The sequence below is a fragment of the uncultured Streptococcus sp. genome, assembly GCF_963521865.1.
Classification (GTDB): Bacteria; Bacillota; Bacilli; order Lactobacillales; family Streptococcaceae; genus Streptococcus.
This window is the reverse complement of sequence record NZ_CAUQWY010000013.1, coordinates 14,432-30,094: the sequence shown is the minus strand read 5'-3', so window position 1 is coordinate 30,094 and position 15,663 is coordinate 14,432. Positions and strand designations below refer to the sequence as shown.

Sequence of the window (15,663 nt, the reverse complement as noted above, 5' to 3'; positions counted from 1 at the left end):
GGAGATTGCGAACAAATCTTGATCTACATTAAAAGATTAATTTCTAATAATTGAAAAAATCGAATGAAATGTATCTTACCTTCATTCATAGAGCTCGATTTCAGAGCTCTTTTTGCTAGCTTATTCATACTTTTCTGAATTTTGAAAAAGAAATGTAAGCGTTTGATAGATTTACAAAAAGATTGTATAATAGGGATAAGAATAGAAAAGGAGAAGTCTCATGGCAGTTAAAGATTTTATGACCCGCAAGGTAGTGTACATTAGTCCAGATACAACAGTATCTCATGCAGCAGATTTGATGAGAGAGCAAGGTTTACACCGCTTGCCTGTTATCGAAAATGATCAATTGATTGGTTTGGTAACTGAAGGAACCATTGCGCAAGCAAGTCCATCCAAAGCAACAAGTCTTTCTATCTATGAGATGAACTATCTTCTAAATAAGACAAAAGTAAAAGATGTCATGATTCGCGATGTTGTCACTGTTTCAGGCTATGCGAGTCTAGAGGATGCAACTTATCTGATGTTGAAAAATAAGATTGGTATTCTTCCTGTAGTAGATAACCATCAAGTCTATGGGGTTATTACTGACCGTGATGTTTTCCAAGCCTTTCTTGAAATTGCTGGCTATGGAGAAGAAGGAATTCGTGTGCGCTTTGTTACGGAAAATGAAGTCGGCGTTCTTGGTAAGATTGTTTCTCTAATCGTTGAAGAAAATTTGAATATCTCGCATACAGTCAATATTCCACGAAAAGACGGTAAGGTGATTATAGAAGTTCAAATTGATGGTTCAGTTGATTTGGCAGCCTTAAAGCAAAAATTTGAATCCGAGAATATTCAAGTAGAGGAGATTAGTCGTACTTCTGCAAAAGTTTTATAAGGAGGGGAGCCGAAAGGCTTCTTTTTTCATGAAAAGGGGAGTAGAGCAAAAGATGGAAAGAAATGAGAGAATATGGTATAATAAAACGATACAAAAAAGGAGTATTTATGGACATTTCAGAAATTCGTCAGAAAATTGACGCAAATCGTGAAAAATTAGCTTCTTTCAGGGGGTCTCTTTGACCTCGAAGGTTTAGAGGAAGAGATTGCCATCTTGGAAAACAAGATGACAGAACCTGATTTTTGGAACGATAATATCGCGGCCCAAAAAACGTCGCAAGAATTAAATGAATTAAAAAACACCTATAACACTTTCCACAAAATGGAAGAGTTGCAGGATGAAGTCGAAATTTTATTGGACTTCTTAGCAGAAGACGAGTCGGTTCAAGAAGAACTGGTAACGCAGTTAGCCGAACTTGATAAGATGATGACCAGTTACGAAATGACCCTTCTCTTGTCAGAACCTTATGACCATAATAATGCCATCTTGGAAATCCATCCAGGATCTGGTGGTACAGAGGCTCAAGACTGGGGCGATATGTTACTTCGTATGTATACTCGTTATGGTAATGCTAAAGGCTTTAAAGTGGAAGTCTTGGATTACCAGGCTGGTGATGAAGCAGGTATTAAGTCGGTGACCTTGTCCTTTGAAGGGCCTAATGCCTATGGTCTCCTCAAGTCAGAAATGGGTGTCCACCGTTTGGTGCGAATTTCACCATTTGACTCTGCCAAACGTCGCCATACCTCTTTCACATCTGTAGAAGTGATGCCTGAGCTTGATGATACCATTGAAGTGGAAATCCGTGAAGATGATATCAAGATGGACACCTTCCGTTCAGGTGGTGCTGGTGGACAGAACGTCAATAAAGTTTCAACAGGTGTGCGTTTGACACATATTCCTACGGGAACTGTCGTCCAGTCAACGGTCGATCGTACTCAATATGGAAATAGAGATCGTGCCATGAAGATGTTGCAGGCTAAGCTCTATCAAATGGAGCAAGAAAAGAAAGCTGCGGAGGTTGATTCCCTCAAGGGTGAGAAAAAGGAAATCACATGGGGAAGCCAAATCCGTTCTTATGTTTTCACGCCATATACTATGGTAAAAGATCACCGAACTAGTTTTGAAGTTGCACAAGTAGATAAGGTTATGGATGGAGAGCTAGATGGTTTTATCGATGCCTATCTCAAGTGGCGAATCAGCTAAGATAGAAAGGAACTCACATGTCAATCATTGAAATGAGAGATGTCGTCAAAAAATACGACAACGGAACGACTGCCCTACGCGGTGTTTCGGTCAGCATTCAACCAGGGGAATTTGCTTATATCGTAGGTCCTTCAGGAGCAGGGAAGTCAACCTTTATTCGTTCTCTGTATCGTGAAGTAAAAATCGATAAAGGAAGCCTTTCAGTTGCTGGTTTTAATCTGGTTAAGATTAAAAAGAAAGATGTCCCACTTCTACGTCGTAGTGTTGGGGTTGTCTTTCAGGATTATAAACTGTTACCAAAGAAAACCGTTTATGAAAATATTGCATACGCTATGGAAGTAATCGGGGAAAATCGCCGTAATATCAAAAAACGTGTTATGGAAGTTTTAGACTTGGTTGGATTGAAGCACAAGGTTCGTTCCTTCCCAAATGAGCTCTCAGGTGGAGAACAACAGCGTATTGCGATTGCGCGTGCTATTGTAAATAATCCAAAAGTATTGATAGCCGATGAACCAACAGGAAACTTGGACCCAGATAATTCATGGGAAATCATGAATCTCTTGGAACGGATTAACCTACAAGGGACAACTATTTTGATGGCGACTCATAATAGCCAGATTGTAAATACCTTGCGCCACCGTGTCATTGCCATTGAAAATGGCCGTGTTGTTCGTGATGAATCAAAAGGAGAGTACGGATACGATGATTAGTAGATTTTTTCGTCATTTATTTGAATCGCTAAAAAGTTTGAAACGAAATGGCTGGATGACAGTAGCTGCTGTCAGCTCAGTCATGATTACTTTGACACTTGTTGCTTTGTTTGCATCTGTTATCTTTAACACGGCAAAATTGGCTACGGATATTGAAAACAATGTCCGAGTGATGGTATACCTTCGTAAGGACGTAGCTGATAATAGTGAAACTATTGAAAAAGAAGGTCAAACTGTTACAAATAATGACTACCACAAGGTATATAATGCTTTGAAGGGGATGTCTACAGTTAAGAATGTTACTTTTTCAAGTAAAGAAGAACAATACGAAAAATTAACTGAGACAATGGGGGATAACTGGAAAATCTTTGATGGTGACGCCAATCCTCTCTATGATGCATATATTGTAGATACTAAGACACCAAGTGATGTAAAGACAGTAGCGGAAGAGGCTAAGAAAATTGAAGGTGTATCAGAAGTTCAAGATGGTGGTGCTAATACAGAACGCTTGTTTAAGTTAGCCTCATTTATTCGTGTCTGGGGACTAGTTATTGCGGGCCTCTTGATTTTCATAGCAGTCTTCTTGATTTCTAATACCATTCGTATTACAATTATTTCCCGCAGTCGAGAAATTCAAATTATGCGCTTGGTTGGTGCTAAGAATAGCTATATTCGAGGACCATTCCTACTTGAGGGGGCTTTCATCGGATTGCTTGGAGCAACTCTTCCATCGGTTTTAGTACTAGTTGTTTATCAAATGGTTTACCAATCTGTTAATAAGTCATTAGTAGGTCAAAACCTTTCTATGATTTCACCAGAAGTATTCAGTCCACTGATGATTGCCTTATTGTTTGTCATTGGAATTTTTATCGGTTCAATTGGATCAGGAATTTCAATGCGACGCTTCTTAAAGGTTTGATAGCATATTTTCAGAGTATTATCATAACAATACAAATATAAAAAAGGAAGTATAAAAACTTTCTTTTTTTTCTTATTTTTTTAATAAAAGCCTTTACAAAAAAATTTAAAGTGGTATAATGAATACATAGTTAAGTGCAAACGTTTTCGTAAAACGTTTGCCTAAATAAAAATAAAGGAGATTTGAATGATGAAAGATACATTCAAAAATGTCTTGTCTTTCGAATTTTGGCAAAAATTCGGTAAGGCTTTGATGGTGGTTATCGCGGTTATGCCGGCTGCTGGTTTGATGATTTCAATCGGTAAGTCGCTTGTGATGATTAACCCTAACTTTGCTCCACTCGTTATTACTGGTGGTGTACTAGAGCAAATCGGTTGGGGAGTTATCGTTAACCTTCATATCTTGTTCGCCCTCGCTATTGGAGGAAGCTGGGCTAAGGAACGCGCTGGTGGTGCGTTTGCGGCAGGTCTTGCCTTTATCCTAATCAATCGTATCACTGGTACAATTTTTGGCGTATCAGGAGATATGTTGAAAAATCCAGAAGCTATGGTAACAACACTCTTTGGTGGATCAATTAAAGTTGCTGATTACTTCATTAGTGTAATGGAAGCCCCAGCACTTAACATGGGTGTCTTCGTAGGTATTATTTCTGGTTTTATTGGAGCAACTGCTTACAACAAATACTACAACTTCCGTAAGCTTCCTGATGCACTTTCATTCTTTAACGGAAAACGTTTTGTACCGTTTGTAGTTATTCTTCGTTCAGTAATTGCTGCAATTGTACTTGCTGCTTTCTGGCCAGTAGTTCAAACAGGTATCAATAGCTTTGGTATCTGGATTGCTAACTCACAAGAAACTGCTCCAATCCTTGCACCATTCTTGTATGGTACATTGGAACGTTTGCTCTTGCCATTTGGTCTTCACCACATGTTGACTATCCCAATGAACTACACAGCTCTTGGTGGTACTTATGAAGTCTTAACTGGTGCAGCAAAAGGTAGCCAAGTATTTGGTCAAGATCCACTTTGGCTTGCATGGGTAACAGACCTTGTAAACCTTAAAGGTACTGATGCTACTCAATACCAACACTTATTAGATACAGTACATCCAGCTCGATTCAAAGTTGGACAAATGATCGGTTCATTCGGTATCTTGATGGGTGTCATCGTTGCTATCTACCGTAATGTTGATGCTGACAAGAAGCACAAATACAAAGGTATGATGATTGCGACAGCTCTTGCAACATTCTTGACAGGGGTTACTGAACCAATCGAATACATGTTCATGTTCATCGCAACACCTATGTATCTTGTTTACTCACTTGTTCAAGGTGCTGCCTTCGCTATGGCTGACGTCGTAAACCTACGTATGCACTCATTCGGTTCAATCGAGTTCTTGACTCGTACACCTATTGCAATCAGTGCTGGTATCGGTATGGATATCATTAACTTCATTTGGGTAACTGTTCTCTTTGCTGTAATCATGTACTTTATCGCAAACTTCATGATTCAAAAATTCAACTACGCAACTCCAGGGCGTAACGGAAACTACGAAACTGCTGAAGGTTCAGAAGAATCTAGCAGCGAAGTGAAAGTTGCAGCAGGTTCTCAAGCTGTAAACATTATCAACCTTCTTGGTGGACGTGCAAACATCGTTGATGTTGACGCATGTATGACTCGTCTTCGTGTAACTGTTAAAGATGCAGATAAAGTAGGAAATGCAGAGCAATGGAAAGCAGAAGGAGCTATGGGTCTTGTCATGAAAGGACAAGGGGTTCAAGCTATCTACGGACCAAAAGCTGACGTATTGAAATCTGATATCCAAGATATCCTTGATTCAGGCGAAATCATTCCTGAAACTCTTCCAAGCCAAATGACTGAAGCACAACAAAACACTGTTCACTTCAAAGGTCTTACTGAGGAAGTTTACTCAGTAGCAGACGGTCAAGTTGTTGCTTTGGAACAAGTAAAAGATCCAGTATTTGCTCAAAAAATGATGGGTGATGGATTTGCAGTAGAACCTGCAAATGGAAACATTGTATCTCCAGTTTCAGGTACTGTATCAAGCATCTTCCCAACAAAACATGCTCTTGGTATTGTGACTGAAGCAGGTCTTGAAGTATTGGTTCACATTGGTTTGGACACAGTAAGTCTTGAAGGTAAACCATTTACAGTTCATGTTGCTGAAGGACAAAAAGTTGTAGCAGGTGATCTCCTTGTCACAGCTGACTTGGATGCTATCCGTGCAGCAGGTCGTGAAACTTCAACAGTGGTTGTCTTCACAAATGCTGAAGCTATTAAATCAGTTAAATTAGAACAAACAGGTTCTCTTGCAGCTAAAACAGCAGTTGCTAAAGTAGAATTGTAATATACTTGAGGTTGGAAGCTGTTTTCCAACCTCTTGTTTTAGGAGAAAAGCATGAAATTTTTAACACTTAATACTCATAGCTGGATGGAAAAAGAAGCTGAGGAAAAATTCCAGCTCTTGCTTGAAGATATTCTTGATAAAGACTATGATTTGATTTGTTTTCAAGAAATCAATCAGGAGATTACCTCGCCTAAGGTAGAAGTTAATGACCTTTATCAAGCTTTGCCAGCAGCTGAGCCTATTCACCAAGACCATTATGTTAGACTTTTGGTTGAAAAGTTGTCAGAGCAAGGGAAAGATTACTACTGGACTTGGGCCTATAACCATATCGGTTATGATCGTTACCATGAAGGTGTGGCTATCTTGTCTAAAACACCTATTGAAGCAAGAGAAATTTTGGTTTCAGATGTGGATGATCCAACAGACTATCATACTCGCCGTGTTGCCGTGGCTGAAACTGTAGTTGATGGTAAGGAGCTTGCAGTTGCCAGTGTCCATCTTTCTTGGTGGGATAAAGGGTTCCAAGAAGAATGGGCACGATTTGAGGCAGTATTGAAAGAATTGAACAAGCCACTTTTGCTAGCTGGAGATTTCAACAACCCAGCTGGTCAGGAAGGTTACCAAGCTATTTTAGCTAGTCCATTAGGCTTACAAGACGCATTTGAAGTTGCTCAAGAGAAAAGTGGTAGCTATACTGTTCCACCTGAAATTGATGGATGGAAAGGGAACACAGAACCCCTTCGAATCGATTATGTCTTTACTACCAAAGAGTTAGCAGTGGAAAATTTACATGTCGTATTTGATGGAAATAAGAGTCCGCAAGTTAGTGATCACTATGGCTTGAATGCTATTTTAAACTGGAAATAATAACTGATACTCTTCGAAAATCTCTTCAAACCACGTCAACGTCGCCTTGCCGTATAGATGTTACTGACTTCGTCAGTTCTATCTGCAACCTCAAAACAGTGTTTTGAGCAACCTGCGGCTAGTTTCCTAGTTTGCTCTTTGATTTTCATTGAGTATGAAAAGAGGTTGGGATTATAAAATTCCATCCTTTTTCTGACTAGAGAAGCTACTGGAAATAGCTTAAATAAGTGTGACTACTGAAATGGAATAAAATATGGTATAATTGATAAGATAGATAGAATCGAGGATATTATGTCATTTACGAAATTTCAATTTAAAAACTATATTAGAGAAGCCTTGGAGGAGTTAAAATTTACAACTCCAACAGAGGTGCAAGATAAGTTGATTCCTATTGTTTTGGCAGGTCGTGACCTAGTCGGTGAATCAAAAACAGGTTCGGGTAAGACTCACACTTTCTTGTTACCGATTTTCCAGCAATTAGATGAAGCCAGCGATAGTGTTCAAGCAGTCATTACTGCACCGAGCCGTGAATTAGCTACTCAAATTTACCAAGCAGCTCGTCAGATTGTAGCCCACTCAGAAGTGGAAGTTCGTGTGGTTAATTATGTGGGAGGGACAGATAAGGCTCGCCAGATTGATAAATTGTCAAGTAAGCAGCCTCATATTGTTATCGGAACACCTGGCCGTATTTATGACTTGGTTAAGTCTGGTGACCTAGCTATTCACAAGGCCAAGACTTTTGTGGTCGATGAAGCAGATATGACCTTGGATATGGGATTCTTAGAAACTGTTGATAAGATTGCTGGTAGCCTTCCAAAAGACCTGCAATTCATGGTCTTCTCAGCGACTATTCCACAAAAACTGCAACCATTCTTGAAAAAATACTTATCAAATCCTGTTATGGAGAAAATCAATACCAAAACGGTCATTTCTGATACCATTGATAATTGGTTGATTTCGACCAAGGGCCGAGATAAGAATGCTCAAATTTACCAATTGACTCAGTTGATGCAACCGTATTTGGCAATGATTTTTGTGAACACTAAAACGCGCGCTGATGAATTGCATTCATATCTGACTGCTCAAGGCTTGAAGGTGGCAAAGATTCATGGAGATATTGCCCCTCGCGAACGCAAGCGTATCATGAATCAGGTGAAAAATCTAGATTTTGAGTATATTGTCGCAACGGATTTAGCAGCGCGTGGAATTGATATTGAAGGTGTCAGCCATGTCATCAATGATGCCATTCCGCAAGATTTATCCTTCTTCGTGCACCGTGTTGGTCGTACTGGACGCAATGGCCTACCAGGTACAGCTATTACCCTTTACCAGCCAAGTGATGACTCGGATATCCGTGAGTTGGAGAAATTGGGAATCAAGTTTACTCCTAAAATGGTCAAAGACGGGGAATTTCAAGATACTTATGACCGTGATCGTCGTGCCAATCGTGAAAAGAAGCAAGATAGGCTTGATATCGAAATGATTGGTTTGGTTAAAAAGAAAAAGAAAAAAGTCAAACCGGGTTATAAGAAGAAAATTCAATGGGCGGTTGATGAAAAACGTCGCAAGACCAAACGTGCTGAAAATCGTGCTCGCGGTCGTGCAGAGCGTAAAGCTAAACGCCAAACATTTTAATAGCAATTGTTGGAGTAATGTGCTCCAACTTTTTTATTATGTGACTGAAAGTCACATAATAAACTAGCTCATATCAATAAAATAGTAGAGGTTCTAATCAATTTTAATAACTCAGAAAAAGAAGACTGACAAAATATGGTTACTTTAAGACGAAACTAGAATTTGCTCTCAAACTGGAGAATGTGGAAGAAGAAATCAAAATTCTATGATGTAATGGCTAGGTAATTACGGATATAAAGTTGTAAGACTTGAAATTTTATTTCATAGACTTAATCACTATTATCCTTCTTAAATTCATAGATCGCTTCCAAGTAAAAATGAATTTTTTCTTTAATATATTTTAATGATTTATTATTAGTTATGTCTATAACACCAAACACACTATAGTGGTTTCGGTAAAGCTCATCATAATCAATCTGACTGCCTATGATGATAACTTCTGATTTTTTTGAACTAAATTGGATAGATTTTAAATAGAGTTTCATTTTTTTAGATGTTAGAGCCCCTGATTTTATGATAAAATAAGTAGAAGATTTATATTTGTAGTTAATCTTATGTCCTTGTAAAATTTTTGTATTTTTGAATGTTTTTTTAAGAAATAATATTTTAAATACAGAGATAAAATATAGCCAAATAAAGAGTAGTGTAAAATTTGAATTGCCTTCATAGCTTTCCTTTCATTAGAAATTAGTTTATCAAATGAAGAAAGATTAATATTATTGAGATACTAAAAAGTATCTATTTTATCATGAAATGTCTAAATTAAGAAAATTTTTACCATTTGAGATAGTATAGAAATCATTTGAGATTTTTATAATTTAATTTCCATCATTCTGATAAGATTAAACTGATAGAAGGAGGCTAAATATGAAAGACTATATTTTATATCAAGATAGAGCTATCGTAAAGGTACCACTCTCTAAAATTTATTATGTTACAACTCACCCAACAAAAGCTCATGCTGTTCTTTTTGTAACAGCAGAAGGGAATTTTGAAGCTTCAACCTCACTAGCTAAAATCGAAGAGGAAAGTACAGAAGAACTTATTAGATGCCATAGAAAGTTTCTTGTGAATAAAGATAAAATAGCAGGATTTAATCATGAGACAAGAACGATTATGTTCATGGATGATAGAGTATCAGACATCGCTTGTTCTAGAAGGCACTTTACAATATTAAAAAATCAGTGGAAAAATATATAGGAGTGAAGTAGTGAATATTTTTATACTAGAAGATAATTTTTTACAACAGACTAGAATTGAAAATGTTGTCAAAAAAATTTTGGTGGATAATAAGATTGAGTCTAGGCATTTTGAGGTTTATGGAAAACCTCAACAGCTTTTAGAGGACATTTCAGAGAGAGGAAATCACCAATTATTTTTACTTGATATTGAAATAAAAGATGATGACAAAAGAGGATTAGACGTTGCTAGAGAAATTAGAAAACTTGATTCTCAAGCAGTGATTGCTTTTGTAACATCACATTCTGAGTTTATGCCTGTATCTTTTGAATATTTAGTATCAGCTATTGATTTCATTGATAAAGAATTACCTGAACCATTATTTATCAAACGAATTGAAAATGTTATTTCAAGTGTTAGCGATAATCAAAGAAGAACAGTATCTGAGGACTCTTTTATATTTACAGGATCCAAAGCTCAAATTCAAGTCCCTTTTAAAGATTTATTGTATATTGAGACATCGTCAATCGCTCATAAGTTGACACTCTATTCAAAACGAGACATAGTTGAATTTTATGGACAATTGTCAGATATTCTTAAACAGGAACCACGTTTATTTCAATGTCATAGATCATTTATCGTAAATCCTTATAATATATCTTTAATTGATAAAGAAAATCGGGTAGTTCATTTTCAGAACGGATCTTCCTGTATTGTCTCTAGGTTAAAGATACGTTCACTCATGAAAGCTGTCGAAAGACTTCATGATTAAGGAGATTTAGATGATATTTTTTCTAGATATTATAGGTACTTTTCTAATGTTATGTATCCATGCTAGGGTTTTAGGTGAGAGATTAAATCTGAAAAAAATCGGAATATCCATTATTCTGTTCTATCTTTCAATATTACTATTTATTTTTGTATTTGGATCAACAGAATTTTATTTTTATGGGTCATTATTGAGTTATCCCACTTTTTTTATCTTGTATACTTTGTCTATTGCTGAATTAAGAAGTAAGGTCTCTTTATTACTTTTTTACTCATTATTTCCACTTGGATTTTGGGATGTCATCAAAAATTTTTTAGGTTACTTTGTAATTTATAAGATTCCCATATTGCAAACTATATATGAAACAAATCTAGGAATAATGATTTTCTCTTTGCTAGTTAAAATTATTGTGTTATTCCTTATTAATCTCTTTCAATATAATTTTAGTCATTTAAAAATAAAGAACTTAGATAGAAAGACAAAATTTATCTTAATTACTGCGGATATTTTAATGATTGCTTATTTTATCTTACCGCCTTATATAAACTACATTGATAAAGTAAGTTGGGATAGAATGTTGGATTATAAAGAATTATTGACAGCAGTTTACTTTTTATTGTTTATTTGTTTTGTTAATCTATTGGATAGAAAATTACTTCAAGAATTACAGGAGAAAGTCATTCTACAAAAAGAAATTCAATTGCAAAATCTTAGTAATTATAGTCAACAAGTTGAGGGGCTATATCAAGAAATTAGAAGCTTTAGACATGATTATGCTAATATTTTGTCAAGCTTAAAAATAGGTATAGATCAAAAAGATATTAATCTGGTTTCTCAAGTCTATGATGGTGTTTTGAAAAATTCTGGTGAAAAATTAAAAGGTAAGCGTTTTGATGTAGCACATCTAAGAAATATCAATGATTTGGCGCTAAAGAGTTTACTATTATCTAAGTTATCGGAGGCCCAAAACTTATCTGTTCCAGTTTCCCTAGAGATTAGTGAACAGTTCTCTATAAAAAATATGGAACAAATTGACTTCTTAACAATTACTTCTATCTTGTTAGATAATGCTATAGAGTCCGCAGCAGAAGGAGGAATAGCAGTTTGTTTTCTTGAGGATACAGAATGGAATAAATTAGTCATGATTGTAAAGAATTCTACTTTAGAAAGAGAGATAGAATTGAGAGATATATTCAAGCGTGACAATTCTTCAAAAGGAGAAGGTCGGGGTATAGGATTGGCCAATGTTCGGAGAATTTTAAAATCTTATCCAAATGTATGTTTGAAAACCGCAAGTAAAAATTATGTCTTTACACAGATCTTGGAAATAGAGCTTTAAAAGAGTCGCCATTCTTAGGATATTCTATAGAATATTTTAAGGGGGACTCTTTTGTTATGACTTTATATTCATTATTTTTTAGCTAGTTCCTACAAATGAGCTAGGAAATAGTCATAATAATAAAACTTGGCCAAAAAGCTAGAGTGACGACTTCACAATATCTAGCAGCTATTTGTGGAACAAATTTTAAAATGGCTTATTTTTAATCTTGAAAGGTTACAAATCATGAAAAAATACGTTTCGTGATGAAAAAAGTACATTTAAAGACTTTGAGGTAAAAATTTCTTTTTTCCTGCTATAATGAACTTGTCAAGATTATAATCTCATAAAAAACATCTATTATACAGGTTGTACTCATCGTGGAAGCAAAACAACTCATTCAAAATAGTTTTAAAAAAAGAAGAGGTGCTAATATGTTAAATGAAACTATGATTCAGCTTATACTCATTGCAATTTGTTGTGTGTACATTATTTTTAACACCAAGGCTGATAAAAACCCAAAGAGAGGATATCGTACAGCCTTGTACCTTTTCGTTATGGCTGGTATTATATCCTATATTATGAAATATCTAAATTGGTTAGATTTTTTCTTACTAATAACTCCAATAATGTGTCTTTTTAAATTTGAAGATAAGTGGAGTTAGCAACATGTAAATACTTTGTGGTAAAAATCGATTTTGTTCTGCTATACTGAACTTGTCAAGGTTATAATCTGACAAAAATACCTATTATATAGGAGGTATTCATCATGCATACAAAAACAATGGAACAAGTTAATGTGCTCAAAGCTGATTCTCTTCTATTATTGTGTTGAAGGAGGTAAAAATGATTTGGCTTGTATTTCAGGTAGAGCAGGGATGACTGAAATAGGCTTTTTATACGCTAGACCTGCTGGAGCTGCGATTCTAGGTGGTGCTACAGCTATTCGAGTTTGCTAAAAAGAGAGGATGTACAATGAATAGTTCAATGAGTCAGTTTTCAATTCTAAAAAACAGTGATTTACAAGAGTACTCTGGTGGATTAAATCCTACTTGTGGAGTATTAGTTGGTATGTCAATTTATATAGGTCTAACTGCATTTACTTGTCCTGTTGGTGTTGCATTTGCGATTTCAACAGGCGGGATAGCGGCAGGTAGTTTTTGTAGATAATGAGAAAAGTAATTAGTATATTTTACATTATTTCTTTAGGAGTCTTGTCTTTACTAAAGTCACAAGATATTGTTGATATCATAGCCACTCTACTATTGATTTGTATAGGTTTAAAAGGAATAAACCAAAAGGGAACTTTATAAGGTTGTGATGACGATACTTTTTCGCATCATTACATGTTTGGACAATATTTCATTTGTTAATTTCCAAATTGAGAATGGGGATATTGTAACTAAGTGTGATTTTGAGTTAACTAAAGATATCATGGCTAATGGTTGGATATCATCATTGGGTAGGAGCTATTGTCTTTCAGGTTATAGAGGATAATTTATGGATAAGAGAACAGAAGAAATTCTCACTAAGGTTTACAATTTGATTTTAGATACAGAGATTCATAAAAATGAACGAGATATTTTATTACGTTATAAAACTCTATTAGAGAATACAAAAAATGAGCAGAGAGTTGTCATGGAGTTGGCAGAAGCTCTTCGTCAGCAGGCTGTTAGTGGGATTCATAGTCAGAAATCATTGAGCCCAAAGGTTGCGACATTTTATAAAGAAATTGCCACATATGGAGAATTGAGTAAAAATCTAGCTCAAGGATTAATATCTTTTGGTATAACGAGATAAGGAAAAATGAGCAGAAAAACTTACCAAGTTTGTAACAAGATAAAAAATTAATATAAATGTAAGGAAATATTCGTGATGAATACAATGGTGAAACGATTTGATGTAATGCATGAAGCAATGCTATCCAGCATTGAAGATGAACTCTCATGCTTTGAGAAGGGTTTGTTTCTTTAAGGGGATATGGTGGAGCTATTATAATATTTTTTGGAAGAACTGGAGATATAGAAAGTTGAGGTACAGATAAAGCAGCGTTTAATAATTGCAATTAGTTTTATAATGACTGGAATAGCCATTAACATTTTATTCGAATCAAATACTATTATTCATAAATTTATTGCTATATTAGGTCTGACTATGTATTATAGAGGTGTTTTTAGAGAGTATAAAAAATATTAAAAGCAATTCAGATTTTGATTTAATTCTGTATACAACAGGATTAAATTCTTTTTGTTTTATTAGAACGAACTATCTATACAGAAACACTACATTAAAGACTGCAAATTGCGCTAAAAAATGGTATAATGATAAAGTTATATAGTCCCGATAAGATGGTAGGCATTTATCACTAAGAGTTTTCCTATCAGTACTTTGTAATTCGCAAAGACTGACGGCTCCAAAGTAGTCGCTCGTTATTCTACGGTTGCCGCTATAGGGCGGTTATCCTATGCGCCTTACTAGCTTCAGAAATAAAAAATTATCGTTTTTATTTCTGAAGCTAGTAATTCTTAGAAAACGAAAATACCTATCAGTACTTTGTAACTCTATAACACTATTTTTAAGGGGGGACATTTTTATGTCAGAACGTAAATTATTCACGTCTGAATCTGTATCTGAGGGGCATCCAGATAAGATTGCAGACCAAATTTCAGATGCGATTTTGGATGCTATTTTAGCTAAGGATCCAGATGCGCACGTTGCTGCTGAGACAGCTGTATATACTGGTTCCGTCCATGTTTTTGGTGAAATATCTACAAATGCCTATGTGGATATTAACCGTGTGGTTCGTGATACCATTGCAGAGATTGGCTACACCAATACAGAATATGGTTTTTCTGCTGAGACGGTGGGAGTCCATCCGTCACTTGTTGAGCAGTCACCAGATATTGCCCAAGGTGTTAATGAAGCCTTGGAGGTTCGTGGAAATGCAGACCAAGATCCATTGGACTTGATTGGAGCTGGAGACCAAGGACTCATGTTTGGCTTTGCAGTGGATGAAACAGAAGAGCTCATGCCGTTGCCAATTTCACTCAGTCATAAGTTGGTTCGTCGTCTGGCAGAACTTCGTAAGTCTGGTGAAATCAGTTATCTTCGCCCAGATGCTAAATCACAAGTTACAGTTGAGTATGATGAAAATGACCGTCCAGTACGTGTGGATACAGTCGTTATTTCAACTCAGCACGATCCAGAAATTAGCAATGAACAAATTCACAATGATGTCATTAGCAAGGTTATCAAAGAGGTTATTCCAGCTTCTTACTTGGATGAGCAAACCAAATTCTTCATCAATCCTACTGGTCGTTTTGTAATCGGTGGACCTCAAGGGGACTCAGGTTTGACTGGTCGTAAGATTATCGTGGACACTTATGGTGGCTACTCTCGTCACGGTGGTGGTGCTTTCTCTGGTAAGGATGCGACTAAGGTGGACCGTTCTGCGTCATATGCGGCTCGCTATATTGCAAAGAATATTGTTGCAGCAGGTCTGGCTAAGAAGGCAGAAGTGCAATTGGCCTATGCTATCGGTGTTGCGCAACCTGTTTCTGTTCGTATCGATACTTTCGGTACAGGAACAGTAGCTGAAAGTAAGCTTGAAAAAGCAGCTCGTCAAATCTTTGACCTTCGCCCTGCAGGAATTATCCAAATGCTGGACCTCAAGCGCCCAATTTACCGTCAAACAGCGGCTTATGGACACATGGGACGTACAGATATTGATCTTCCATGGGAACGTTTGGACAAGGTAGATGCTTTAAAAGAAGCAGTAAAATAAGATTTTAAGAGGGAGTTCCCCTCTTTTTAATATAC

14 protein-coding genes are annotated in these 15,663 nt (G+C 36.2%); all 14 read left to right on the top strand.

What is annotated here, in order from left to right; all coding sequences use genetic code 11:
* Positions 1-220: 220 nt before the first annotated feature.
* Positions 221-877, top strand: a complete 657-nt coding sequence (locus tag RWO85_RS05075; protein ID WP_314414441.1) for a CBS domain-containing protein — start codon at positions 221-223, stop codon at positions 875-877.
* A 107-nt stretch (positions 878-984) separates the two neighbouring features.
* Positions 985-2,080 (top strand): peptide chain release factor 2 gene (gene prfB, locus RWO85_RS05070; RefSeq protein ID WP_314414439.1). Its coding sequence is split into 2 segments (ribosomal slippage): positions 985-1,056 and positions 1,058-2,080, totalling 1,095 coding nucleotides; the frame shifts between segments, so codons are not numbered across the junction.
* A gap of 17 nt (positions 2,081-2,097) precedes the next feature.
* A complete protein-coding gene (ftsE, locus tag RWO85_RS05065) occupies positions 2,098-2,790 on the top strand; it encodes a cell division ATP-binding protein FtsE (RefSeq protein WP_261068782.1) in 693 nt (230 codons plus the stop codon).
* Positions 2,783-3,709, top strand: coding sequence for a permease-like cell division protein FtsX (ftsX, locus tag RWO85_RS05060; RefSeq protein ID WP_314414437.1), 927 nt, complete (start codon positions 2,783-2,785; stop codon positions 3,707-3,709). Before ftsE ends, ftsX begins: the two co-directional genes overlap by 8 nt.
* A 186-nt stretch (positions 3,710-3,895) precedes the next feature.
* Positions 3,896-6,076, top strand: coding sequence for a PTS transporter subunit IIBC (locus tag RWO85_RS05055; protein ID WP_314414434.1), 2,181 nt, complete (start codon positions 3,896-3,898; stop codon positions 6,074-6,076).
* Positions 6,077-6,127: 51 nt separating this feature from the next.
* Positions 6,128-6,943 carry an endonuclease/exonuclease/phosphatase family protein gene (locus RWO85_RS05050; RefSeq protein ID WP_314414432.1) on the top strand — a complete coding sequence of 272 codons (816 nt, stop codon included), beginning with the start codon at positions 6,128-6,130 and terminating at the stop codon, positions 6,941-6,943.
* Positions 6,944-7,234: 291 nt separating this feature from the next.
* Entirely contained in the window at positions 7,235-8,578 is a 1,344-nt protein-coding gene (locus tag RWO85_RS05045) for a DEAD/DEAH box helicase (RefSeq protein WP_314414431.1), read from the top strand.
* Positions 8,579-9,445: 867 nt separating this feature from the next.
* Positions 9,446-9,778 carry a LytTR family DNA-binding domain-containing protein gene (locus RWO85_RS05040; protein ID WP_000656277.1) on the top strand — a complete coding sequence of 111 codons (333 nt, stop codon included), beginning with the start codon at positions 9,446-9,448 and terminating at the stop codon, positions 9,776-9,778.
* Between the two features lie 10 nt (positions 9,779-9,788).
* Positions 9,789-10,529, top strand: coding sequence for a response regulator transcription factor (locus RWO85_RS05035; RefSeq protein WP_314414428.1), 741 nt, complete (start codon positions 9,789-9,791; stop codon positions 10,527-10,529).
* 10 nt (positions 10,530-10,539) lie between these two features.
* Positions 10,540-11,865: a GHKL domain-containing protein gene (locus tag RWO85_RS05030; RefSeq protein WP_314414425.1), complete on the top strand. Its 1,326-nt coding sequence runs from the start codon at positions 10,540-10,542 to the stop codon at positions 11,863-11,865.
* A 359-nt stretch (positions 11,866-12,224) separates the two neighbouring features.
* A complete protein-coding gene (locus tag RWO85_RS05025; protein WP_314414422.1) occupies positions 12,225-12,509 on the top strand; it encodes a hypothetical protein in 285 nt (94 codons plus the stop codon).
* A 310-nt stretch (positions 12,510-12,819) separates the two neighbouring features.
* Positions 12,820-13,014 (top strand): bacteriocin secretion protein, encoded by a 195-nt coding sequence (locus tag RWO85_RS05020; protein WP_314414419.1) that lies wholly within the window; start codon positions 12,820-12,822, stop codon positions 13,012-13,014.
* Positions 13,015-13,344: 330 nt separating this feature from the next.
* Entirely contained in the window at positions 13,345-13,644 is a 300-nt protein-coding gene (locus RWO85_RS05015; RefSeq protein WP_314414417.1) for a bacteriocin immunity protein, read from the top strand.
* A gap of 793 nt (positions 13,645-14,437) precedes the next feature.
* The gene (gene metK / locus RWO85_RS05010; RefSeq protein ID WP_314414415.1) at positions 14,438-15,628 is read left to right on the top strand and encodes a methionine adenosyltransferase; all 1,191 of its coding nucleotides are present in this window, start codon (positions 14,438-14,440) and stop codon (positions 15,626-15,628) included.
* Positions 15,629-15,663 lie beyond the last annotated feature (35 nt).